This window comes from Streptomyces yangpuensis, assembly GCF_001005295.1.
Taxonomy (GTDB): domain Bacteria; phylum Actinomycetota; class Actinomycetes; order Streptomycetales; family Streptomycetaceae; genus Streptomyces; species Streptomyces yangpuensis.
In genome coordinates this window covers 24,451-47,749 of record NZ_LBMK01000004.1, presented here as the reverse complement: position 1 = coordinate 47,749, position 23,299 = coordinate 24,451, and the positions used below count along the sequence as shown (strand labels likewise).

Below are 23,299 nucleotides of genomic sequence, written 5' to 3'. Positions count from 1 at the left end.
CTCACACGTCACATGGATCGACAGAGCATGGCGGCGACGCGACACAGGTCTACTGCCCGTCGCTTCGTGAGGTCCGCCTGCTGATGCTTCATAGCCATGGATCGTAGGGACGAATCAGCCGCCCTGTCACCGGTGTGTCATATTCCGAGACAGGATCGTCCGAATACTGGGATCGGATTGGCTTTCCCGGGCGCCCCGGCGGCTCCCGGGCCCGCCGCGCGGCCCGTCCTTCTGCGGATCGGACCGCCTTGTCTCACGATCCGGCCATCTGCACGTTCGTGCCGCCCAGCGTGAGGTGCACACCGGCCTCGTCCGAGGTCAGAGCGGAGAGCTGGAGCCCGGCCGGGAGCCCGGTGCCGAGGTCGCGGTCAAAGTCGGTCCGCTTGCGCACCTGGCGCTCCAGCCCGGGGATGCCCTCGCCCGGCACCTCCTCGGCGTGCACCCGGACGATCTTGCCGCCCTTGGAGCCCGGTGCGTCCACGAGCGTGATCGTGGAGATGACACTGCGCGAGAGCGTCCTGCCGATGATGTCCACCGACGCCGTGACCTTCACCTTGCCGGGGGCTCCGCCGTAGGAGAGGGTCGCGCCGGTCTGCGAGGCCGCGGTCAGGTCGGCGTAGGTGATGAGCGCACTGCCCGTGGCCCGCTCGGCCGTGCCGCCGTTGTAGTCGTCGTTCAGCTTCACCCCGTGGAAGCTGGCGTCGAGCTCCGCGAGCCGCGTCTTGCGGCCGTCCGCCATGACCTCGACGCCCCGGAGCCCGAGGTCCACCCGGTCCAGATCGTGGCTGAGCGCCTGGGTGAGGAAGGGGAATCCGTGGATGTCCACCTGGGCGGTGCCGGCCAGCCCCTGGCGCGCCTGTATGCGCTCGGCCAGCCGGTTCTCGGCATAGCCGACCGCCCACCGGTCCACTCCGGCGAACAGGGCCGCCAGCACCACTCCGACGATCACAACGACACGCAGAACGCGCACGCGCCTCTCCCCCTAGATATCGGTACGTGCGTTCTAGTGGACCATGCTCCGCGTCGGACAGGGATCAGCCCACCACCCGGCCGATCAGGTACACGGCGGGGGCGGCGGCCGCCAGCGGCAGCGCGACACCGGCCGTCATGTGCACGAACTTCGACGGGTAGTCGTACGCCGCCACGCGCAGCCCGGTCAGCGCGCACACCCCTGCGACCAGGCCGAGCAGCGCCCCGCCGACCCCGACGGAGGTGAGCCCGCCGACCGCGACGCCCGCACCGGCGGCAGCGGCCAGCGAGACGCCGACCGAGGTGGCGGTGGGCAGCGGCAGCGCGCGGACGAAGACGGCGACCGCCACGGCGGCGGCGCCGACCGTGACGGCGGCGGTGTCGGCGGCCAGGTAGCCGGCGCAGATGATGGCGAGGGCGGCCGAGGCCACCGAGGCCATCAGCCCGTACATCCGCTCGTCGGGGTCGGCCTGGCTGCGAAGCTGCAGGACGAGGGTCAGCAGCACCCAGGCACCGAGGGTGCCGACGATCGCGCCGGCGCCGTACGTGTCCTCGACCGCGAGCACGGCCGCGTCGGCGGCCAGGGCTCCGGCGAAGGCGAGGGCGATGCCCTGCCGGGCCGGCCACATGCCGTTGAGGCGGAACCAGCCGGCGGCGGTGAGGCCCTGGAGGGCGATCAGCGGCACGAGCAGCGCGAACTGCCCGAGGACGGCGGCGAGGGCGAGCAGCAGCCCGAGGGCGGCGGTCAGTATGGCCGGCTGCGGGCCGGGGTCGATGATCGGCGACCGGCCTTCGGCGCGGGCCTGGGCCGGGTCCACGGCGCGCACGGTGTTCCCGCCGAGGGTGGGCGGGGACCAGTCCGTGACCTCCTGCACCCCGGCGGCGGCCCCGGCCGGGGCCGCGGCTGCGGCGGCGGACATCTGGGGCTCCTGCTGCTGCTCGGGGCCGGGGAACGGCGGCAGGTACGCCGTCTGCTCGGCGGCGCCCTGCTGCTGCCCCTGCCCGGGACCGGGGAACGGCGGGAGGTACGCGGTCTGCTCGGCGGCGGCAGCGGCGGGCAGCCCCTGGCCGCCCTGGGACCGGTCCTGGGCCGGCGTGGGCGCCTGGACCGGGGCCTCGTCCCGGAACCAGCCCTCCGGAGCCACGGCCTGCTGCTCGGGGCCGGGGTAGGGCGGGAGGTAGGCGGTCTGCTCCGCGGCGATGCCCTGCCCCTGCGCGGGACCGGGGAACGGCGGGAGGTACGCCGTCTGCTCGGCGGCGGCAGCGGCGGGCAGCCCCTGGCCGCCCTGGGACCAGTCCTGGGCCGGGGCGGGCGCCTGGACCGGGGCCTCGTCCCGGAACCAGCCCTCCGGAGCCGCTGCCTGCCGCTCGGGGCCGGTGCCCGGACCCTGCGCGAGCGGCGCACCCCAGGCCGGTCCCCCGGCCTGGCTCTGCCCCTGGCCCGGGTACGACGGGTAGGCCTCGGCCGGGCCGGGCACGGCCCCCGCGCCCGGCCCGGCGGCGGAGCCGTCCGGCCACGGCACTCCCGTACCGCCGGCCGGAGCCGGGGCCGCGGCCTCGTCGCGGAACCAGCCCTCGGGCGCGACCGGCTGCCCGGGCACCGCGCCGAGCGGCGGATGCACCGGCTGGTAGCCGGTGTCCCACGTGTCGGCCTGCCAGGTCTGGGTCCCGTACGGGTCCTGCGGCTGCTGCTGCGGCTGCGGCTGCGGTTGCTGCTGCTGTTCGTCAGGCGTGCTCATCGGCTCCCGCTCACCCGCCCGCGAACGGCGGGAGCACCTCGACGGTGCCCCCCTCGGTCAGCGGAACGGAATCGTGCGGGCGCTTGCCCACAGGTTCTTCGTTCACGAGGAAGGAGCAGCGCAGCAGGACCCGGGTCAGCTCCCCGGGGTGGCGTTCCCGCACGCCGTCGAGCGCCTCGGCCAGTGTCCGCGCCGAGTACGGCTCCTCCGCAGTCCCGGCCGCGGCCTTGGCCGCCGCCCAGTAGCGGATGGTTCCGGTTGCCACTGCAGCTCCTATCGTCGGCTCTCTACCGTCGGCCTCCATGATGGCCCCTCCCGCCGCCGCCCCCGGCGTGCCCCGACGCGCCGGGTGTGCGCCCGGTCGGGCGGGCCCCTCCGTACCGCCTGCCCCCGATCCGGTGAAAAACGGTGCATACGCAGGGCGGGAACGTGGCAGGCGCGTGGCAGGAACCACAGCAGACGATGCAGGAGAGTCCCTGCCGGGAATCAGCGAGTGGGCTATTCTGCTTGGCGAGAGGATCCGGGCAATGTGGCCCCCGGGTCCTTTTGTGCTTTCAGCACGTTGAACGAACCGAGAACAGTGGTGACCGAGCGGAACCCCCGGGGCGCGGGGCCGCGAGGGCACCAGGCGACACGTACGAAGCAGTACCGCGCACGTCCTCGACGGGACCGAGGAGGAACCGACGTGATGGACCAGCGAACCGTGCACCACCGTCCGGCCCGGGCAGGTGGTCGGTCATGAGCTCGCTCCTGCTGCTCACCAACGCGCTGCAGCCGTCCACCGAAGTGCTGCCCGCACTCGGCCTGCTGCTGCACAACGTCCGGGTGGCGCCGGCCGAGGGCCCGGCCCTCGTGGACACCCCGGGCGCCGACGTCATCCTCGTCGACGGCCGCCGCGACCTGCCGCAGGTCCGGTCGCTGTGCCAGCTGCTGCGTTCCACCGGCCCCGGCTGTCCGCTGATCCTCGTCGTCACCGAGGGCGGCCTGGCGGCCGTCACCGCCGACTGGGGCATCGACGACGTCCTCCTGGACACCGCCGGTCCCGCCGAGGTCGAGGCGCGCCTGCGGCTGGCCACGGGCCGCCAGCAGCTCGGCTCGGACGACTCCCCCATGGAGATCCGCAACGGCGACCTGTCGGTGGACGAGGCCACGTACTCCGCCAAGCTCAAGGGGCGGGTGCTGGATCTCACCTTCAAGGAGTTCGAGCTCCTGAAGTACCTCGCGCAGCACCCGGGCCGCGTCTTCACCCGTGCCCAGCTGCTGCAGGAGGTCTGGGGCTACGACTACTTCGGCGGCACCCGGACGGTCGACGTGCACGTACGGCGGCTGCGCGCGAAACTCGGCCCCGAGCACGAGTCCCTGATCGGTACGGTCCGCAACGTCGGCTACCGCTTCGTCACGCCGGAGAAGGTCGAGCGGGCGGCCGCCGAGGCCGCGGCCCAGGCGGCGGCCCAGGTCGCCGCGGAGGCGGCCGCGGAGGATTCCGTACAGGCTTCCGGGGCCACCACCCGGTCGGCCTAAAGGCCGGATGATCGTCCGGTCTTCAGGACGCCCTGCCCAGAGGTAGGTCACCCCGCGTAGACTTCCGCGCGTGGCCAAGGTGACGCGGGATGACGTAGCGCGACTTGCGGGTACTTCTACCGCCGTCGTGAGCTACGTCATCAACAACGGACCCCGGCCGGTCGCCCCGGCCACGCGCGAGCGTGTCCTCGCCGCGATCAAGGACCTGGGCTACCGCCCGGACCGGGTCGCCCAGGCGATGGCGTCGCGGCGCACCGACCTCATAGGCATGATCGTCCCCGATGCCCGCCAGCCGTTCTTCGCGGAGATGGCACACGCGGTCGAGCAGGCCGCCGCCGAGCGCGGAAAGATGGTCCTGGTCGGGAACTCCGACTACCGCACCGAGCGCGAGGTCCACTACCTGCGGGCCTTCCTCGGGATGCGGGTGTCCGGGCTGATCCTGGTCAGCCAGGGCATGAGCGAGCAGGCCGCCAGCGAGATCGAGGCCTGGGACGCCCGCGTGGTGCTGCTGCACGAGCGCCCGGAGGCGATCGACGACGTCGCGGTCGTCACGGACGACATCGGCGGCGCCCAGCTCGCCACCCGGCACCTGCTGGAGCACGGACACGAGTACGTCGCCTGCATCGGCGGCATCGAGAACACCCCGTCGGTCGGCGACCCGGTCGCCGACCACGTCGAGGGCTGGCGCCGGGCCATGCTGGAGGCCGGCCGCTCGGTCGAGGGCCGGCTCATCGAGGCCCCGTACAACCGCTACGACGCGTACACGGTCGCCCTGGAGGTCCTGGCGCGGCCCGACCGGCCCACGGCCGTCTTCTGCGCCACGGACGACCAGGCGATCGGTGTGCTGCGCGCCGCGCGCGAGCTGCGCATCGACGTGCCCGGGGAGCTGGCGGTGGCGGGCTTCGACGACGTGAAGGAGGCGGCCCTCACGGACCCGCCGCTGACCACGATCGCCTCGGACCGCCCGGCGATGGCCCGCGCGGCGGTGGACCTCGTGCTGGACGACGGCCTGCGCGTGGCCGGCTCCCGCCGCGAGCGCCTCAAGCAGTTCCCGTCGGCCCTGGTGATCCGCCGCTCCTGCGGCTGCAAGTAGGGAGCCGGGCCGCCTCAGTAGGCGAGGAGGAAGGCCAGCAGGAAGAACGCCGGCGGCAGCGCCGCGGCCAGCGCCACCGAACAGCCGGTCGGGGGGTGGTCGCGATCGGCGACCGATGCGGCCAGCAGCAGGAGAGCCGCCGCGACGACGGGCCCGAGCCCGAACGCGGCCCCGAGCAGCGACACCCACAGCAGGACCATCCCGGTGAGCAGGCAGGCGCAGGTGAAGGCCGTCGGCGCGTGGCGCGCGAGGAGCGGCAGAGCGGCGACGAACAGGACCGGCAGGTATACGCGGGGCGGCACGTCCCCCGTCCCCACGGTCGCCGACCACACCGCCGCGGCGGCCGTCACCGCGGCTGCCGTCACCCCCAGCCGCCACGGCACGCGGGACACCTTCCGCCGTACGACCTCGTCCATCACGATCCCCCGATCAGCATGTGAACGCGTTCATTTGAACGCGTTCAAGATAGCGGAAGGGGGAGGGAACGGGAAGCGCCCTTACATCGGGCATACGCGGTTCTGTCGGGCTTCTCAGGCCGGACTCAGGAAGCTCTCATCAACGGGGAGCACAGTCGTGGTCATGACCGAGAGCTTCCGCCGCGAAGGCGAGTACCCGCAGGAACACCGCCCCCAGCACGCGCCGTTCGGCGAGGACTGGCAGCGCGGACGTGACCGGCTGGCACACGAGGCCGGAGTCGGAGCCGGAGCCGGGACGGGTGCGTACCCGCCCCCGCCCGCCTACCCGCCGGCCGCGCCCGGCTGGTACGAGGCGCACCGGCCGCCGGTCATCCGCGGCGAGACGGTCCCGGCGGGAGCAGGCGGCGAAGGCGGCGAAGGCGGCGGCCTCCCGCAGGGGCCGGCCCATGCCGCCCCCGGCCCGCGCGCGAAGAGGCCCGTCGCCCTGCTGGCCGCCGTCGCGCTCGCCGCCGCCCTGGTCGGCGGCGGCACCGCGGCCGCCGTCCAGCAGCTGATGGAGCGGCAGGCCGGCACCGCCGGCGGGGTCAACGGCACGAACGTCTCGCAGTCCGGCACCGGCACCGTCTCCGGGCTGGCCGAGCAGGTCAGCCCCTCGGTCGTCCGCATCGACACCCGTACCGGATCCGGGCAGGGCACCGGCTCCGGCATCGTGCTCTCCGCCGACGGCGAGATCGCCACGAACAACCACGTCGTGGACGGCGCCACCGAGATCCAGGTGACGACGAGCGACGGCAAGAAGTACCCCGCCAAGATCGTCGGCACCGACCCCGACAAGGACCTGGCCCTGATCAAGCTCCAGGGCGCGTCCGGCCTGGCGCCCGCCAGGCTCGGCGACTCCGGCAGCGTCAAGGTCGGCGACCAGGTCGTCGCCATCGGCTCCCCCGACGGCCTCACCGGCACCGTGACCAGCGGCATCGTCTCGGCACTGAACCGCGAGGTGAAGGTGCCCAAGTCGGAGCAGAGCGCCCCGCAGAACCGCCGGCAGGACGACAGCTGGCCCTTCTCCTTCGGCGGCCGGCAGTTCAACGGCGACACCGGCTCGAACACCACCTCGTACAAGGCCCTCCAGACCGACGCCTCCCTCAACCCCGGCAACTCCGGCGGCGCCCTGTTCAACATGAACGGCGAGATCGTCGGCATGCCCTCCGCGATCTACTCCCCCGCCTCGGCCGGTTCCGCCGCGGGCAGCGTCGGCCTCGGCTTCGCCATCCCCGTCGACACGATCAAGGCCGACCTGGACTCCCTGCGCAAGGGCGGCCCCGGCGGCAAGGGCTCCACCGGCACCTCCGACACCTCCGGCGGCGGCTCCTTCGCAGACGGCTTCGGCACGTCCTTCTAGGGGGCGTCCGTGCGACGCTGGAGGCGCCGTCGTCCGGCGGCCCCCGCAGCCGGCCACCACACCTGGGAGACCCATCCATGAACCCCGCCGAGGGCGAAGCGCGGATCCTCGTCGTCGACGACGAACCGGCCGTACGCGAGGCCCTGCGCCGCAGCCTCGCCTTCGAGGGGTACGCCGTGCAGACCGCCGTCGACGGGCTCGACGCCCTCGACAAGACGGCCTCGTACGCCCCCGGCCTGATCGTGCTGGACATCCAGATGCCGCGGATGGACGGGCTCACGGCCGCCCGCCGGCTGCGCGCCTCCGGCAGCACCACGCCGATCCTGATGCTCACCGCCCGCGACACCGTCGGCGACCGCGTCACCGGCCTCGACGCGGGCGCCGACGACTACCTCGTCAAACCGTTCGAGCTCGACGAGCTCTTCGCCCGCGTCCGCGCCCTGCTGCGGCGCAGCTCCTACGCCGCCCCGCAGGCCGGCGGCGCGGCCCCGGAGGACGTCCTGACCTTCGGCGACCTGCGCATGGACCTCGCGACCCGCGAGGTCACCCGGTCCGGGCGCCCGGTGGAGCTGACCCGTACCGAGTTCACGCTGCTGGAGATGTTCCTCGCGCACCCCCGCCAGGTCCTGACCCGTGAGCAGATCCTCAAGACCGTCTGGGGCTTCGACTTCGAGCCCAGCTCCAACTCGCTGGACGTGTACGTGATGTACCTGCGCCGCAAGACCGAGGCGGGCGGCGAGCCGCGCCTGGTCCACACCGTGCGCGGGGTGGGCTACGTACTGCGCGCCGGTGAGGGCGGACCCGAGTGAGCCCGCTCGCCCGCTTCCGCGCGCTGCCGCTGCGCTCCCGGCTGGCCCTGCTGGTCACGGTGGCGGTGGCGCTCGCCGTGGCGGGCGTGGCCGCGGTGTCCTGGGTGATGGTCCGCACCCAGCTGCGCGACCAGCTGGACAGCGCGCTGCGCGCCACCAACGCCGAGGCGCAGGCCAACCAGGTCTACCGCTCGATCGGCTGCGTGTCCGTCACCGGTGCGCTCCCGGAGCGGCCCGCCAACAATCTCAGCGCCCAGGTGCAGATCGTGCGGCCGGACGGAAGCCACTGCTGGATCGACGGCCGCAGCACCCTGCGGATCAGCTCGATCGACCTGGAGGTCGCCCAGCGGCGGCGCGGGGCCGCCCTCTACGACGCGACCACCTCCGACGGGGTGGCGGTCCGCGTCTACACCCAGCCCGCCCTGCTCGACGGCGGGGCGGCGGCGCTGACCGTGGCCAAGCCGCTCGCCGACATCGACAAGCCCCTGTCCACGCTGGCCTGGGTGCTGCTCCTGGTCTGCGGCGTCGGGGTGGTCGGCGCCGGCGCCGCCGGCCTGTGGGTGGCCCGTATGGGACTGCGGCCCGTGGACGAGCTGACCGACGCCGTCGAGCACATCGCCCGCACCGAGGACCTGACGGTACGGATCCCCGACGAGGGCGACGACGAGATCGCCCGCCTGTCGCGGTCCTTCAACTCGATGACCGCGGCCCTGGCCTCCTCCCAGGAGCGGCAGGCCCAGCTGATCGCGGACGCCGGGCACGAGCTGCGCACGCCGCTGACCTCGCTGCGCACCAACATCGAGCTCCTCGCGCGCAGCGAGGAGACCGGCCGGGCCATCCCGCCCGACGACCGGCGGGAGCTGCTGGCCTCGGTCAAGGCGCAGATGACGGAGCTGGCCTCGCTGATCGGTGACCTGCAGGAGCTGTCCCGGCCGGACGCGGCCTCGCCGGGCCCGCTCGGTGTGGTCGCCCTGCACGAGATCGCCGCGGCCGCGCTGTCCCGGGCCCGGCTGCGCGGCCCGGAGCTGGTGTTCGCCTCGGACCTGGAGCCCTGGTACGTACGGGGTGAGGCGGCGGCGCTGGAGCGGGCGGTGGTCAACGTCCTCGACAACGCGGTGAAGTTCAGCCCGCCGGGCGGTTCGGTGGAGGTGACGCTGCGGGCGGGCGAGCTGACCGTACGGGACCACGGGCCGGGCATCCCCGCGGAGGACCTGCCGCACGTCTTCGAGCGGTTCTGGCGGTCTCCCTCGGCCCGCGCCCTGCCCGGCAGCGGGCTGGGCCTGTCGATCGTGGCCCGTACGGCGGTCCGCGCGGGCGGCAGCGCGGAGCTGCGGGCGGCGACGGACGGCGGTCCGGGCACGGAGGCGGTGCTCCGGATCCCCGGGGCGCCGACCCCGCCGCCGTCCGAGCCGTCGGTCGACCCGTAGGCCGGTCCGTAGGCCGAGCCGTCAGTTGTGCCGGATCAATGAGGCGACCAGGCCGGAGCGGGTGTTCGGGAAGTCCATGGGGACGATCCCGAGCCCGGTCCGGCCGGCCATCTCCCCGCCGTCGACGAAGGCGTGCACCTGCGGGTTGAGGCGGTCGGAGTTCCAGCGCGGCGGCATGTAGGCCGCGGTGCTGACGTAGTTGACGAAGAGCTTTCCGGGCTGCTGGACGGCCTTGCGGAAGTGGTTCTCGATCTTCCCGCGCTTGGCGAAGGGCTCGGCGTTCCAGTCGTCCTGGATGTCGAAGACGTTGCCGTCGCCGTAGCGCAGGCCCGGCAGGCCGCCGTTGTCGGCGAGCAGGACCACTCGGCCGCGGGCCTGGCCGAGGTCGGGCAGGGCGTCGGCGATCCGGAACAGCGGGCGCCAGCCGCGGTTGTCGAGGTAGTCGTCGAAGACGGCGCGGAAGGTGGCGTCGCTCTCCCCGGAGTACTCCTGCCTGACGCGCATCAGGACGGTCTCGCCGGGGTGCGCGGCGAGGAAGTTCCGGCAGGCGACGAGGACGTCACCGAACATCAGGTCCTGGAAGAAGGACCCGTGGTGGATGGCGAAGGAGCCGCCCGTGACCCGGCAGCGGACGTCGAGGAAGCGGATGCCGGAGTCGAGCTGCTGGGCGATCGAGGTGTTCTGGCAGGCGACGTAGAGCCCGCCCTTGGTCGCGCCGGAGTCGTGCGTGCCCGGGATCGTCATGCGCTGGAGGGCGGTGGCGTCGCCGAGGCCGGCCATCCAGTCCTGGGTGCCGAGGGCGGCCGCGGAGGCCGGGACGGACGCGGCTCCCAGGGCGGCGGCGGCTCCCGCGGCGAGTGCGCCGGCGAGGAACACCCGGCGGCCCATGCCCGGTGCGGCGGCCGGGCCGCTCCTGTCCGTGCTCGCCGATCCGCCCCCGCCCGGGGTCCTGTCCGTGCTCGTGCCGATGCGCATGCCCGCCCCTTCGCCGACCGGTGATGGCCGGATTATGGCGTGCACACGTCAGCTTTGCTACCCATCGGTAGGGCTCGGTCGGCGAACAGCCCGCACTCAGTCCTTGAGGAGTCCGACCATCTCGCGCAGCCCCCGGAGCAGCTCCCGGCCGTCCGGCGCCTGCTCGGGATCGGTGAGGGTCTGCACCATCACCCCGCTCAGCAGCGCGATGTGCAACGAGCCGAGGGAGCGTACGTCCTCCTCCGTCACCTCCGCCTCCGGCACCCCCCGCAGCACAGCGGCCACCATCCGGCGGTTGCGGCGCTGCCCCTCGGCCAGGATCGCGAGCAGTTCGGGCGAGGACTGCGCGTGCACGAAGGCCTCGACGGAGGCCAGCCAGAGCCAGCGCATCTCGGCGAAGTCCCGGATCTTGCGATCCCAGGTGTCGGCGTAGCGCTCCCCCGCGGTCGCACCCTCGCCGGCCAGCCGGCCGGAGCCCGCCGCCCACTCCTCCATCGCGGCGAACAGCGCCTGGTTGAGCAGCGCCTCACGCGATCCGAAGTGGTAGCCGATCGCCGCCATGCTCACCTCCGCGGCCGTGGCGATGTCGCGCACGGTCGTCCGCAGATAGCCCTTCTCCTCCAGGCAGCGCCGGGCTCCGGCCAGCAGGTCCTCGCGATTTCCCATGCCCGGATCGTAGCCGCCGCCGCATTTTGGGCAACCGCCCTACACGCTCGTATTGCGCACTTGCCCAAATCCTGGCAGGGTTCAGTCACCGGCAGATCGGAAGGTCGGAAGATCGACGAAACGGGGAGGACCGCCATGCGGCGCCACCAGATGAAGATCGACGACCGCACCCTGTCCTACGTGGACTCCGGCGGCTCCGGCCGCCCGTTGCTCGCCCTGCACGGCGGCCTGTCCGAAGGCCTCGCCTTCGCCGGGCTCGCCGCGCACCTCGGTGACGCCTGGCGGGTCGTCGCCCCCGACCAGCGCGGCCACGGCAGCTCCGACCGGGCCCCGCACTACCGCCGCGAGGGGTACGTATCCGACGCCGTCGCCCTCCTCGACCACCTCGGCCTCGACGCCCCCGTGGCCCTCCTCGGCTACTCCCTCGGCGGCCTCAACGCCTACCACCTCGCCGCCGCCCACCCCGACCGGATCTCCGCACTCGTCGGCGTCGACGCCACCGTCGAGATCCGCATCCCCGACGGCCCGAACTGGTTCGACTTCCTCCAGGGCCTGCCCGCCACCGCCCCCACCCGCGAGGAACTCCTCGCCGCCGCCGGACCGGCCGCGCCCTTCGTCGCCGACGGGCTGCGCCCCCTCCCGGACGGCACCGGCTGGCGCCTCGCGTACCACCCGCAGGACATGCTCGACTCCATCCACGCCTGCGCCGGCGAGCACTGGGAGACCTGGCTCGCGAGCACCTGCCCGGCCCTGCTGATCCACGGCACCGGCAGCCTGGCGCTGACCCGGCCCGTCGCCGACGCGATGGTCGCCCGGCGCCCGAAGACCGCGTACACGCCCCTCGACGGCGACCACTTCGTGCCGTTCACGGACCCGGACGGCTTCCACAAGGCCGTCGGGAGCTTCCTGGCGACCCTCTGATCCGCACCCGTCCCCGCGCCACGGGGGTGCACGGGAACGCCGAAGGGGCGGCGGGCCGGTGGGCCCGCCGCCCCTTCGGGCGTGCTGTGCGCGCGTACTACTTGATGACGGTGATCCGGTTCGCCGCCGGCGGGGCGATCGGCGAGGACGCCGAGGAGTTCTTCGTCAGGTAGGCGTTGAAGCAGTCCAGGTCGGACGCGCCCACCAGCTTGTTCTTGTGCTCCTTCAGGACGGTGAAGCCGTCACCGCCGCCCGCGAGGAACTCGTTCATCGCGACCCGGTAGGTCTTGGCGGGGTCGATCGCCTCACCGTTGAGCCGGACCGAGTCCACGACGATGCGGTCGGCGCCCGCCTTCGTCATGTCGAGGGTGTAGGTGAAGCCCTTCGACACCTGCAGGATCTTCGGGCTCACGCCGTTGACCGGGCCGCTGACCTGCTGCTGGAGCGCGGTGATCAGCTGCGCGCCGGTCAGGTCCACGATGTTCATCATGTTGGTGAACGGCTGGACCGTGAAGGACTCGCCGTAGGTCACCACACCGTCGCCCTCGGACCCCGAGGCCTTGTAGGCGAGGTCCGAGCGGATACCGCCCGGGTTCATGATGGCCAGCTGCGCGCCGCCCTTGTCCGCCGGGGCGAGCGCCTCCAGCTGGGCATCGGCGATCAGGTCACCGAGGGGCTTCTCGGGCTCCGCCGAGCCGCGGCCCGGGATGTCGGCCGAGATGAAGCCCTGCGGGCGGTTGGCGATCGGGGCCGCCAGGGCGTTCCAGCGCTGGATCAGCTCGGTCATGTCCGGGGCCTTGGGCTGGTCCCGGGTGACGACCTTGTTGACCGGCTTGGGCGAGCTGACCGGCGTACGGACGATGTCCTTGGTCTGCCGGTCGTAGGTGAGCGTGGTGTCCGTGTACAGACGGCCGATGGAGGCCGCCGAGGTCACCGCGCGCGGGTTGCCCGCCGGGTCGGGGATGTTGCAGGCGTAGGCCTGGTGCGTGTGGCCCGTGACCAGCGCGTCGACCTTGGCGTCGACGTTCTTGGCGATGTCCACGATCGCGCCCGAGATGCCGGCGCCGGCGCCCGGGACGTCACAGTCGTAGTTGTACGCGCCGCTCGCGGGCAGACCGCCCTCGTGGATCAGCGCGACGATGGACTTCACGCCCTGCTTGTTCAGCTCGGCGGCGTACTTGTTGATCGTCTCGATCTCGTCGCCGAACTTGAGGCCCTTGACGCCCTCGGCGGTCACGACGTCCGGAGTGCCCTCCAGGGTGACGCCGATGAAGCCGATCTTCACGTCGCCCTTCTTCCACACGTAGGTGGGCGACATCAGGGGGCGCTTGGTCTTCTCGTCGGTGACGTTCGCGGCGAGGTACTGGAAGGTCGAGCCCGTGAACTCCTTGCCGAACTCGTAGCAGCCCTCGACCGGGTGGCAGCCGCCGTACGCCATGCGGCGCAGCTCGGCCTTGCCCTCGTCGAACTCGTGGTTGCCGACGCTGGAGACGTTCAGCCCCAGCTTGTTCAGCGCCTCGATGCTCGGCTCGTCGTGGAAGAGACCGGACAGCATCGGGCTGCCGCCGATCATGTCGCCGGCCGCCGCGGTGACGGAGTACTCGTGGCCCTTGCGGGCCTCGCGCAGGGCGGTCGCGAGGTACTCGACCCCGCCCGCGGGTATGGCCTTGGTGGTGCCGTCGGCCTGACGCTCGGTCACGTTGCCGGAGGAGCCCTGCGGGGGCTCCAGGGTGCCGTGGAAGTCGTTGAACGACAGCATCTGCACATCGACGGTCCGGCTCTTGGCCGCACCGCCACCACTCGCGGCCCCGGCCGGCAGTGCGGCGGCGACCATCGCGCCGGCCCCGGCCGTGACGGCGAGGGCGGTGAAGGTCAACCGGCGGTTTCGGCGGTGCCGTTGTGGCGTCGCTGACATTTAGTCCCCTTTGTGGACAGCGATACTGCTCGGGAGGTCCGCCGAAGCCTATGGTCAACGCGCGTAGCTCTACCAGGGGGTAACGGGTATCGCGTTGGTTACACGCAGAAGAAGGAAACCGACCCTGCGGCCGCTCTCCGCTCGGCGGCCGGGACGGTCGTAGGCTCGTTCCATGACTGACGCAAGCGCGGCCCTGGAGCCGGGACGGCAGATTGAGACCCTCGACGAGCTGACGGGGGAACAGGTCGACGCCGTCCTCGATCTGATCGAGGACGCGGCGCGTACGGACGGCACCACCGCCGTGTCCGAACAGGGAAGGCTCCAGCTGCGCGGCGGACCGCGCGCGGGCATCCGGCACTTCCTGCTCACCGACGGCGGCCGGCTCGCCGCGTACGGGCAACTGGAGGACACCGACCCGGTGGAGGCACCGGCCGCCGAGCTCGTCGTGCACCCGGCGCTGCGCGGCCGCGGCCACGGCCGGGCGATGGGGATGGCCCTGCTGGCCGCCTCCGGCAAACGGCTGCGGGTATGGGCCCATGGCGGCAAGTCGGCCGCCCGGCACCTCGCCCAGGTGCTCGGCCTGACCCTCTTCCGCGAGCTCCGCCAGCTGCGCCGGCCCCTGGCCGAGGGGCCCCCGCTCGCCGAGCCGGTGCTCCCGCCCGGTGTGACGGTGCGGACCTTCCTGCCCGGCACCGACGACGCGGCCTGGCTCGCGGCGAACGCGGCCGCCTTCGCCCACCACCCCGAGCAGGGCTCGCTCACCCAGCGTGACCTCGACGACCGCATCGCGCAGCCCTGGTTCGACGCCAAGGGCTTCTTCCTCGCCGAGCGCGACGGCGAGCTCGTCGGCTTCCACTGGACGAAGGTCCACGAGGCGGAACAGCTCGGCGAGGTCTACGTGGTCGGCGTCCTCCCGGGTGCGCAGGGCGGCGGGCTCGGCAAGGCGCTCACCGCGATCGGCCTCCAGCACCTGGCGGCCCAGGGCCTGCCGACGGCCATGCTCTACGTCGACGCCGACAACCCGGCGGCCCTCGCCGTGTACAGCGGCCTCGGCTTCACCACCCACGAGGTCGACCTGATGTACCGCACGGAAAGCTGACCCGCACAAGCCCCGGGCCCAGCCGCCCCACCCGACCCCGCCGCCTCACGTCAGCCCCGCCGCCCCCATCAGCCCCGCCGCCTCATGCAGCCTCGCCGCCTCATTGAGCCCCGCCGCCTCATGCAGCCCCGCCGGCGTTTTGAGGCGCGGGGGTCCGGGGGCGGCGCCCCCGGCAACGGCGCCGCACCGGCACACCACCCGCGCCCCTCCGGGAACGACTCGTGCGCCAGCCGGAGCCGGGAAGCCATGCGCCATTAACCGGGCATTCAGACGCGCTTGCGACCCTCCCCCAATGCAGCCCCGACTCCGGCCGACGGCCGACGCCTCCGACGCGCCTGTCCTGCCGCTTGCGCGGAAGAATGGAGTCATGAGTCACAAGCCCAGCGCCGGCCCCACCGAGGTCCCCGCACAGCACCCGTCCCACACGTCCGCCTCCGCAACCGGCGAGCCCACGGACAAGGACACCGGCAAGGACACCGGCAAGGCCGGCGCCCAGGCCACCGGCGCCGCGGCCCACGCCCGCATAGGCTCCATCGCCGCGCACCGCCCGCACCTAGGCCTCGACCCCGACCTCGACGCCGACCTGGACGCCTACGACGACAAGGACGGCGGGGAACTGCCCCCGGGCCGCTTCCTCGACCGGGAGCGCAGCTGGCTCGCCTTCAACGAGCGGGTGCTGGAGCTCGCCGAGGACCCGACGACCCCGCTGCTGGAGCGCGCCAACTTCCTGGCGATCTTCGCGAGCAACCTCGACGAGTTCTTCATGGTCCGCGTGGCCGGCCTCAAACGGCGCATCGCGACGGGTGTCGCCACCCGATCGGCCTCCGGCCTGCAGCCCCGCGAGGTGCTGGACCTCATCTGGACGCGCTCGCGCGAACTCATGGCCCGCCACGCCGCCTGCTTCCAGCAGGACATCTCCCCGGCGCTGGCCGAGGAGGGCATCCACCTCATCCGCTGGCCGGACCTCACCGAGAAGGAGCAGGCCCGCCTCTTCACGCTGTTCCGGAACCAGATCTTCCCCGTGCTGACCCCGCTGGCCGTGGACCCCGCGCACCCCTTCCCGTACATCTCCGGCCTCTCCCTCAACCTGGCCGTCGTCGTGCGCAACCCCGTCAGCGGCCACCGCCACTTCGCCCGGGTCAAGGTCCCGCCGATCCTCTCCCGCTTCCTGGAGGCCTCCCCGCAGCGCTACGTCCCGCTGGAGGACGTCATCGCCGCGCACCTGGAGGAGCTGTTCCCCGGCATGGAGGTGCTCGCGCACCACATGTTCCGCGTGACCCGCAACGAGGACCTGGAGGTGGAGGAGGACGACGCCGAGAACCTGCTCCAGGCCCTGGAGAAGGAGCTCATGCGGCGCCGCTTCGGCCCGCCCGTGCGCCTGGAGGTCGAGGAGTCCATCGACCCCGGCGTCCTGGACCTCCTCGTGCAGGAGCTGAACGTCAACGCCTCCGAGGTGTACCCGCTGCCCGGGCCGCTCGACCTGACCGCCCTCTTCGGGATCGCCTCGCTGGACATCCCGGAGCTGAAGTACCCGAAGTTCGTCGCCGGCACCCACCGCGACCTCGCCGAGGTCGAGTCCGCGCACGCGCCCGACATCTTCGCCGCGCTGCGCGAGCGGGACGTGCTGCTGCACCACCCGTACGACTCCTTCTCCACCTCCGTGCAGGCCTTCCTGGAGCAGGCCGCCGCCGACCCGGACGTCCTCGCCATCAAGCAGACGCTCTACCGCACCTCCGGCGACTCCCCGATCGTGGACGCCCTGATCGACGCCGCCGACTCCGGCAAGCAGGTCCTCGTACTCGTCGAGATCAAGGCTCGCTTCGACGAACAGGCCAACATCAAGTGGGCGCGCAAGCTGGAGGAGTCCGGCTGCCACGTCGTCTACGGGCTCGTCGGCCTCAAGACCCACTGCAAGCTGTCGCTCGTCGTCCGCCAGGAGGGCGACACCCTGCGCCGCTACTCCCACGTGGGCACCGGCAACTACCACCCCAAGACGGCCCGGCTATACGAGGACCTCGGCCTGCTCACCGCCGACCCGCAGGTCGGCGCGGACCTCTCCGACCTCTTCAACCGGCTCTCCGGCTACTCCCGCCGCGAGACCTACCGCCGCCTGCTGGTGGCCCCCCGCTCGCTGCGCGACGGACTGATCGCGCGCATCGACAAGGAGGCCGCCCACCACAAGGCAGGCCGCCCCGCGTACGTGCGCCTGAAGATGAACTCGATCGTCGACGAGGCCCTGATCGACTCGCTCTACCGGGCCTCCCAGACGGGCGTGCCCGTCGACATCTGGGTGCGCGGCATCTGCGCGGTGCGCCCGGGAGTCCCGGGGCTCTCGGACAACATCCGGGTCCGTTCGGTCCTCGGCCGTTTCCTGGAGCACTCCCGGGTCTTCGCCTTCGGCAACGGCGGCGAGCCCGAGGTGTGGATCGGCAGCGCCGACATGATGCACCGCAACCTCGACCGCCGTATCGAGGCACTGGTCAGGGTCGCCGACCCGGCCCACCGCGCGGCACTGGACCGGATGCTGGAGACCGGGATGTCCGACGCCACCTCCTCCTGGCACCTGGGCCCGGACGGTGAATGGACACGGCACAGCACGGACGCGGACGGCCAGCCGCTGCGGCACGTACAGGAGACGCTCATAGACGCCCGGAGGCGCCGGCGTGGCTCAGCAAAACCGTAACCCGCAGGCGGGAGAGCCGGACGCAGGTGACGTGCTGGGCACGTACCTGCGTTCGCAGGCCACGGCGTTCCTGCGCGCCCTGCGTCAGTACGGTCCGAGCGCCGTGAGCGGGGCCGACGCCGCGGAGAGCAGCGGTGCGGCGCGCAGCCTGCGGGGGGCCGCGCGCCGCATCAGCGGATCACTGGCCACGTTCCGGGTGGTGACCGAGTCGTCGTGGGCGGACGGCCTGCGCACCGAGCTGGTGTGGCTGTCCTCGACGCTGGCGGACGAGCACGCGTACGCCGCCCGGCTGTCCCGGCTCACGGACGCGCTGCACCGGCTGTCGGGGTCCCCCGGGCTCCCGGCGCCGCGCGGCTCGGCCGGCGCGCTGACGGTGGGCTCGGCGCGCGCGGGCGCGCTGCTGGACCGGCAGCTGACCCTCGCCCGTACCCGCGCCCACTCGGCCACCCTCCAGGCGCTCGGCTCGTCCCGCTTCCACGCGGTGGCGGACGCGGTGGCGGTGCTGGCCTCCGAGGTCCCGCTCGACGCGGTCGCGGCCCGCGGGCGGGTCGGGGAGGTCCTCGTCCCCCTCGCGGCAGTGGCCGAAACCCGACTGTCGGCAGCGGTGGCGGCGCTGCCGCCGACGGGTGCCCGTGAGACGGCCCCGAGCCCGTACGACGCCGACCACGACGGCCTCTGGCACGAGGTACGCCGCCTCCTGCGGATCCACCGGTACGCGCGGGAGGTCCTCGGCGAGGACGTGAGCCGGCCCGCGGCCGCGGGCGAGGCCCTGGACCGCCACCGGGACGCCGCCGAGGCCGCCGCCGCCTCCGCCACCGCGGCCCGTACCCCGCGTATCGCCCCGGCCACGGCCTACGCTTTAGGAGTTCTGCACGCCGACCAGCGTCATGAGGTCGAGGCGGCCCGGGCGGACTTCCAGCACCTGTGGCTGAGGGAGCCCGCGGTCACACCGCGATAACGGCGGGATAACGGATGATGGCCCCCGTGGGCGGACGCGCCGGAACGCACCGGGTCGTCCGCCACGGTTCACCGTCCGTTCACTCGGGCCGGTCGGCTGCTTCACCTGTTCTGCCTAATTTCGGTCGTGCACGGAGAAGGCCGGCCCACGGAGGGAGCGGCCCGCCCGGGCACCCGACGTAGTCCTCTTCGCACGCCGCCCGGTACGAACGGAAAGCGGCCGGCGGCTTCTGGAAGGAACACCCGAAAGTGAAGCTTCAGCGCAAGAACATGCTTCGTGCCTCCGCCCTCGGTGCGCTTGTCGTGTCCGGCGCCCTGGTCCTCACGGCGTGCGGCTCGGACGACAACACCAAGACCGGCGACGGCGCCACCAAGGCCGCCGCCCCGGCCGCCGGCGACATCAAGTGCGACGGCGCCAAGGGCAAGCTGCTCGCCTCCGGCTCCTCCGCGCAGAAGAACGCGGTCGAGCTGTGGATCAAGAACTACATGGCCGCCTGCTCCGGCGTCGAGGTGAACTACAAGTCCTCCTCCTCCGGTGAGGGCATCGTCGCCTTCAACCAGGGCACGGTCGGTTTCGCCGGCTCCGACTCGGCGCTGAAGCCGGAGCAGGTCGAGGAGTCGAAGAAGATCTGCACCGGCGGCCAGGGCATCGACCTGCCGATGGTCGGCGGCCCCGTCGCCCTCGGCTTCAACGTCGCCGGCGTGGACAAGCTGAACCTGGACGCCGCCACGATCGCCAACATCTTCAACGACAAGATCAAGAAGTGGGACGACGAGGCGATCAAGAAGCTGAACCCCGGGGTCACGCTTCCCTCCACCGCCATCCAGGCCTTCCACCGCTCCGACGACTCGGGCACCACCGAGAACATCACCAAGTACCTCAAGGCCGCCGCCCCCGACGCCTGGCCGCACGAGGCCGCGAAGAAGTGGGCCGCCCCCGGCGGCCAGGCCGCCTCCGGCTCCGCCGGTGTCGCCGCGCAGGTCAAGCAGGTGGACGGCGCGATCGGCTACTTCGAGCTCTCCTTCGCCAGCGCCCAGGGCATCAAGACCGTCGACCTCAACACGGGCGCAGCCGCCCCGGTCCCGGCCACCGGCGAGAACGCCTCCAAGGCCATCGCCGCCGCCAAGGTCTCCGGCACCGGCTCCGACCTGGCCCTGAAGCTCGACTACACCACCAAGGCCGAGGGCGCCTACCCGCTCGTCCTGGTGACCTACGAGATCGTCTGCGACAAGGGCAACAAGGCGGAGACCCTGCCGACCGTGAAGTCCTTCCTGAACTACGCCGCCTCCGACGCGGGCCAGAAGGTCCTCCTCGACAACGGCTACGCGCCGATCCCGGCCGAGATCAACGCCAAGGTCCGCGAGGTCATCAACTCGCTGGGCTAGTCCTGAGCTCCGAGGCCCGGTCCGCCCTCTCCCCCCGTCCGGGGACCGGGCGGGCCGGCCCCGGAGACACTTCCCCTCCACCCGGGGGAATCCGGTGCACCGCCGCCAGGGGGCTCGCCCCCCACACAGACCGGAAAGACCATGGCTTCCACCACACCCACCCAGATAGACACGGCTCCGCCTGTCGCCAAGAGCGGAAGGTCCACCGGCCGCGCCGGCGACAAGATCTTCGCCGGGCTCTCCAAGGGATCCGGCATCCTGCTCCTGGTGATCATGGCGTCGATCGCCGCCTTCCTCACCTACCGCGCCACGATCGCCCTGTCGGAGAACGAGGGGAACTTCCTCACCACCTTCGACTGGAACGCGTCGGCCAACCCGCCCGTCTTCGGCATCGCCGTCCTGCTCTTCGGCACCGTCGTCAGCTCGGTCATCGCGATGGCCATCGCGGTTCCGATCGCTGTCGGCATCGCCCTGTTCATCTCGCACTACGCGCCGCGCAGGCTGGCCGCGCCGATCGCCTACGTGGTCGACCTGCTGGCCGCCGTACCGTCGATCATCTACGGCATCTGGGGCGCCCTCTTCCTCGTTCCGCAGCTGAACGGCCTGAACCTCTGGCTCGACGAGTACCTGGGCTGGACCTACGTCTTCGACAAGACCCAGGTCGGCGTCGCCCGCTCGCTCTTCACCGTCGGCATCCTGCTCGCGATCATGATCCTGCCGATCGTGACCAGTGTCAGCCGTGAGGTCTTCCTCCAGGTCCCGCGCATGAACGAGGAGGCCGCCCTGGCCCTCGGCGCGACCCGCTGGGAGGTCATCCGGATGTCGGTGCTGCCCTTCGGCCGCTCCGGCGTCATCTCCGCCTCGATGCTCGGCCTCGGCCGCGCCCTCGGCGAGACCATGGCCGTCGCGACCGTTCTCTCCCCGAGCTTCCTGATCTCCGGCCACATCCTGAACCCGGGTGGCGGCACCTTCGCGCAGAACATCGCCGCGAAGTTCGACGAGGCCAACGAGTTCGGCCGGGACGCGCTGATCGCCTCCGGTCTCGTCCTCTTCCTGCTCACCCTGCTGGTCAACGGTGCAGCTCGCCTGATCATCGCTCGCCGCAAGGACTTCTCGGGGGCGAACGCCTGATGAGCCACGCACTCCAGGACCAGCGACCCCAGGCCTCCCGGTCCGCCGCTCCCACCAGCCTCACCCGAGGCGGCCTGCCCCGCTGGGCCCCGGCCGGCATCGCGGTCCTCTCGATCGCCCTCGGCAGCGGCATCGGCCTCGCCTTCGGCCTCCAGAGCGAGATCCAGTGGGGTCTGATCGCGGCCCTCCTGTTCCTCGCGATCACCTACACCGCCAGCGCGGTGATCGAGAACCGCCGCCAGGCCAAGGACCGCATCGCGACCTCAGTCGTGTGGGTCTCCTTCGTCCTCGCGGTGATCCCGCTGCTCTCGCTGATCTGGACCACCGTCAGCCGCGGCGTGGAGGTCCTCACCGGCGACTTCCTCACCCACTCGATGAACGGCGTGACCAGCTTCGACGAGGGCGGCGGCGTCTACCACGCGCTGCTCGGCACCATCGAGCAGATCGCCCTGGCCACCCTGATCGCGGCCCCGATCGGCCTGCTGACCGCCGTCTACCTGGTCGAGTACGGCAAGGGCAGCCTCGCCAAGGCCGTGACGTTCTTCGTCGACGTCATGACCGGCATCCCGTCCATCGTCGCGGGTCTGTTCATCCTGACGACCTGGAACCTGATGCTCGGCTTCGGCCCCTCCGGCTTCGCCGGGGCGATGGCCCTGTCGATCCTGATGATGCCGGTCGTGGTCCGCTCCACCGAGGAGATGCTCAAGCTCGTCCCGAACGAGCTGCGCGAGGCCGCCCTCGCCCTCGGTGTGCCGAAGTGGCGCGTGATCCTCAAGGTCGTCCTCCCCACCGCCATCGGCGGCATCTCCACCGGCCTGATGCTGGCCGTCGCCCGCATCGCCGGCGAGACCGCCCCGATCATGCTGCTGGTCTTCGGCTCCCAGCTGATCAACGGCAACCCCTTCGAAGGCGCCCAGTCCTCGCTCCCCCTCTACATTTGGGAGCAGTACAAGGTCGGCAGTGACGCCTCCTACGACCGGGCATGGGCCGCAGCGCTCGTCCTGATCGCCTTCGTCATGATCCTCAATCTGGTGGCCCGCGGCATCGCCCGCTGGAAGGCCCCGAAGACCGGTCGCTGACGCGACTGTATGAAAGCGAAGTGACCCCATGGCGAAGCGAATCGACGTCAGCGGACTGTCCGCCTTCTACGGCACCCACAAGGCCATCGACGACATCTCGATGACCGTCGAACCCCGCTCGGTGACGGCCTTCATCGGCCCCTCCGGCTGCGGCAAGTCGACCTTCCTGCGCACCCTGAACCGCATGCACGAGGTCACCCCCGGCGGCCGCGTCGAGGGCAAGGTGATGCTGGACGACGAGAACCTGTACGGCGCCGGCGTCGACCCGGTGGCGGTCCGCCGCACGGTCGGCATGGTCTTCCAGCGCCCGAACCCCTTCCCCACCATGTCGATCTTCGACAACGTGGCGGCGGGCCTGCGGCTGAACGGCAACTTCAAGAAGTCCGAGCTCGGCGACATCGTCGAGCGGTCCCTCCAGGGCGCCAACCTCTGGAACGAGGTCAAGGACCGCCTGAACAAGCCCGGCTCCGGCCTCTCCGGCGGTCAGCAGCAGCGTCTGTGCATCGCCCGCGCCATCGCGGTCGAGCCCCAGGTCCTGCTGATGGACGAGCCCTGCTCGGCCCTGGACCCGATCTCCACCCTGGCGATCGAGGACCTGATCGGCGAGCTCAAGGAGCGCTTCACGATCGTCATCGTGACGCACAACATGCAGCAGGCCGCCCGCGTCTCCGACCGGACCGCCTTCTTCAACCTCGCGGCGGTCGGCCAGCCCGGCAAGCTCATCGAGATCGACGACACGGACCGGATCTTCTCGAACCCGTCCGTGCAGGCGACCGAGGACTACATCTCCGGCCGCTTCGGCTAAAGAGATGTGCGAGACGTCCCGCGGTGCTGCATGGCGGTGCCGCCGCGGGACGGAAGAAAGAAAAGAGGGCCGGCTCCCCCTGGGTGGGGGGAGCCGGCCCGCTTTCGTTCCCGCGGCGCACCGCGGGCACGTAACTGCTGGCCGAAGGCCAGGTTCACGATCCAGAAGCTGACCGCGGCAACCAGAGCCGCGGCCGGCATGGTGATACTGCATCACCCGGGGACGCCCCCGGACCCCCAGCACGGGGCGGCACCACTAGCCGAAGGCCAGGTTCACGATCCAGAAGCTGACCGCGGCAACCAGAGCCGC

At 72.1% G+C, this 23,299-nt stretch carries 21 protein-coding genes; 13 read left to right on the top strand and 8 right to left on the bottom strand.

The genetic code is table 11. The annotated features are described in order from the left end of the window. Positions 1-8 precede the first annotated feature (8 nt). The 4 genes from AAT21_RS40060 to AAT21_RS21585 all read right to left on the bottom strand — a co-directional run bounded on the left by AAT21_RS40060 (position 9) and on the right by AAT21_RS21585 (position 2,973). Positions 9-92 carry a putative leader peptide gene (locus AAT21_RS40060; RefSeq protein WP_350206375.1) on the bottom strand — a complete coding sequence of 28 codons (84 nt, stop codon included), beginning with the start codon at positions 90-92 and terminating at the stop codon, positions 9-11. 161 nt (positions 93-253) lie between these two features. Further along, positions 254-970 carry an LmeA family phospholipid-binding protein gene (locus AAT21_RS21595; RefSeq protein ID WP_046778628.1) on the bottom strand — a complete coding sequence of 239 codons (717 nt, stop codon included), beginning with the start codon at positions 968-970 and terminating at the stop codon, positions 254-256. 64 nt (positions 971-1,034) lie between these two features. Further along, positions 1,035-2,243 carry a hypothetical protein gene (locus AAT21_RS21590; protein ID WP_052757959.1) on the bottom strand — a complete coding sequence of 403 codons (1,209 nt, stop codon included), beginning with the start codon at positions 2,241-2,243 and terminating at the stop codon, positions 1,035-1,037. A 475-nt stretch (positions 2,244-2,718) separates the two neighbouring features. Continuing rightward, entirely contained in the window at positions 2,719-2,973 is a 255-nt protein-coding gene (locus AAT21_RS21585; protein WP_030964668.1) for a MoaD/ThiS family protein, read from the bottom strand. A 473-nt stretch (positions 2,974-3,446) separates the two neighbouring features. Between AAT21_RS21585 and AAT21_RS21580 the strand changes: the two genes are divergently transcribed. Both AAT21_RS21580 and AAT21_RS21575 read left to right on the top strand, forming a co-directional pair. Further along, a complete protein-coding gene (locus AAT21_RS21580) occupies positions 3,447-4,229 on the top strand; it encodes a response regulator transcription factor (RefSeq protein ID WP_046778626.1) in 783 nt (260 codons plus the stop codon). A gap of 70 nt (positions 4,230-4,299) precedes the next feature. Then, the gene (locus tag AAT21_RS21575) at positions 4,300-5,322 is read left to right on the top strand and encodes a LacI family DNA-binding transcriptional regulator (protein WP_030964671.1); all 1,023 of its coding nucleotides are present in this window, start codon (positions 4,300-4,302) and stop codon (positions 5,320-5,322) included. A gap of 14 nt (positions 5,323-5,336) precedes the next feature. Here AAT21_RS21575 and AAT21_RS21570 read toward each other — a convergent pair whose 3' ends face one another. Beyond that, positions 5,337-5,738 carry a hypothetical protein gene (locus tag AAT21_RS21570; RefSeq protein WP_046778625.1) on the bottom strand — a complete coding sequence of 134 codons (402 nt, stop codon included), beginning with the start codon at positions 5,736-5,738 and terminating at the stop codon, positions 5,337-5,339. Positions 5,739-5,901: 163 nt separating this feature from the next. Here AAT21_RS21570 and AAT21_RS21565 point away from each other — a divergent pair, with 163 nt between their 5' ends. The 3 genes from AAT21_RS21565 (at position 5,902) to AAT21_RS21555 (ending at position 9,373) form a co-directional block, all read left to right on the top strand. After that, entirely contained in the window at positions 5,902-7,137 is a 1,236-nt protein-coding gene (locus tag AAT21_RS21565) for a S1C family serine protease (protein ID WP_046778624.1), read from the top strand. 77 nt (positions 7,138-7,214) lie between these two features. Further along, the gene (locus AAT21_RS21560; protein WP_046778623.1) at positions 7,215-7,946 is read left to right on the top strand and encodes a response regulator transcription factor; all 732 of its coding nucleotides are present in this window, start codon (positions 7,215-7,217) and stop codon (positions 7,944-7,946) included. After that, on the top strand, positions 7,943-9,373 hold the full coding sequence (locus AAT21_RS21555; RefSeq protein WP_046778622.1) for a sensor histidine kinase: 1,431 nt from the start codon (positions 7,943-7,945) through the stop codon (positions 9,371-9,373). The genes AAT21_RS21560 and AAT21_RS21555 overlap by 4 nt, the downstream gene beginning before the upstream one ends. Before the next feature lie 21 nt (positions 9,374-9,394). On the opposite strand, the gene AAT21_RS21550 is transcribed toward AAT21_RS21555, so the two are convergent. Next, complete coding sequence (locus AAT21_RS21550; RefSeq protein ID WP_046778621.1) at positions 9,395-10,261, bottom strand: phosphatidylinositol-specific phospholipase C; 867 nt, start codon at positions 10,259-10,261, stop codon at positions 9,395-9,397. A gap of 183 nt (positions 10,262-10,444) precedes the next feature. After that, the gene (locus AAT21_RS21545) at positions 10,445-11,014 is read right to left on the bottom strand and encodes a TetR/AcrR family transcriptional regulator (protein ID WP_046778620.1); all 570 of its coding nucleotides are present in this window, start codon (positions 11,012-11,014) and stop codon (positions 10,445-10,447) included. Positions 11,015-11,149: 135 nt separating this feature from the next. On the opposite strand from AAT21_RS21545, the gene AAT21_RS21540 reads away from it, so the two are divergent. Continuing rightward, positions 11,150-11,935 (top strand): alpha/beta fold hydrolase, encoded by a 786-nt coding sequence (locus AAT21_RS21540; protein ID WP_046778619.1) that lies wholly within the window; start codon positions 11,150-11,152, stop codon positions 11,933-11,935. Between the two features lie 97 nt (positions 11,936-12,032). On the opposite strand, the gene AAT21_RS21535 is transcribed toward AAT21_RS21540, so the two are convergent. Continuing rightward, positions 12,033-13,850: a bifunctional metallophosphatase/5'-nucleotidase gene (locus AAT21_RS21535; protein ID WP_046778618.1), complete on the bottom strand. Its 1,818-nt coding sequence runs from the start codon at positions 13,848-13,850 to the stop codon at positions 12,033-12,035. 172 nt (positions 13,851-14,022) lie between these two features. On the opposite strand from AAT21_RS21535, the gene mshD reads away from it, so the two are divergent. The 7 genes from mshD to pstB all read left to right on the top strand — a co-directional run bounded on the left by mshD (position 14,023) and on the right by pstB (position 22,990). Next, positions 14,023-14,949, top strand: coding sequence for a mycothiol synthase (mshD, locus tag AAT21_RS21530; protein WP_046778617.1), 927 nt, complete (start codon positions 14,023-14,025; stop codon positions 14,947-14,949). Between the two features lie 367 nt (positions 14,950-15,316). After that, a complete protein-coding gene (locus AAT21_RS21525) occupies positions 15,317-17,632 on the top strand; it encodes an RNA degradosome polyphosphate kinase (RefSeq protein WP_200904444.1) in 2,316 nt (771 codons plus the stop codon). Further along, a complete protein-coding gene (locus tag AAT21_RS21520) occupies positions 17,613-18,590 on the top strand; it encodes a CHAD domain-containing protein (protein WP_046778616.1) in 978 nt (325 codons plus the stop codon). The genes AAT21_RS21525 and AAT21_RS21520 overlap by 20 nt, the downstream gene beginning before the upstream one ends. Positions 18,591-18,838: 248 nt before the next feature. Further along, entirely contained in the window at positions 18,839-19,975 is a 1,137-nt protein-coding gene (gene pstS / locus AAT21_RS21515) for a phosphate ABC transporter substrate-binding protein PstS (protein ID WP_046778615.1), read from the top strand. Between the two features lie 141 nt (positions 19,976-20,116). Beyond that, complete coding sequence (gene pstC, locus AAT21_RS21510) at positions 20,117-21,106, top strand: phosphate ABC transporter permease subunit PstC (RefSeq protein ID WP_046778614.1); 990 nt, start codon at positions 20,117-20,119, stop codon at positions 21,104-21,106. Further along, entirely contained in the window at positions 21,106-22,185 is a 1,080-nt protein-coding gene (gene pstA, locus AAT21_RS21505) for a phosphate ABC transporter permease PstA (RefSeq protein ID WP_046778613.1), read from the top strand. The genes pstC and pstA overlap by 1 nt, the downstream gene beginning before the upstream one ends. A gap of 28 nt (positions 22,186-22,213) precedes the next feature. Beyond that, a complete protein-coding gene (gene pstB, locus AAT21_RS21500; protein WP_046778612.1) occupies positions 22,214-22,990 on the top strand; it encodes a phosphate ABC transporter ATP-binding protein PstB in 777 nt (258 codons plus the stop codon). Positions 22,991-23,299 lie beyond the last annotated feature (309 nt).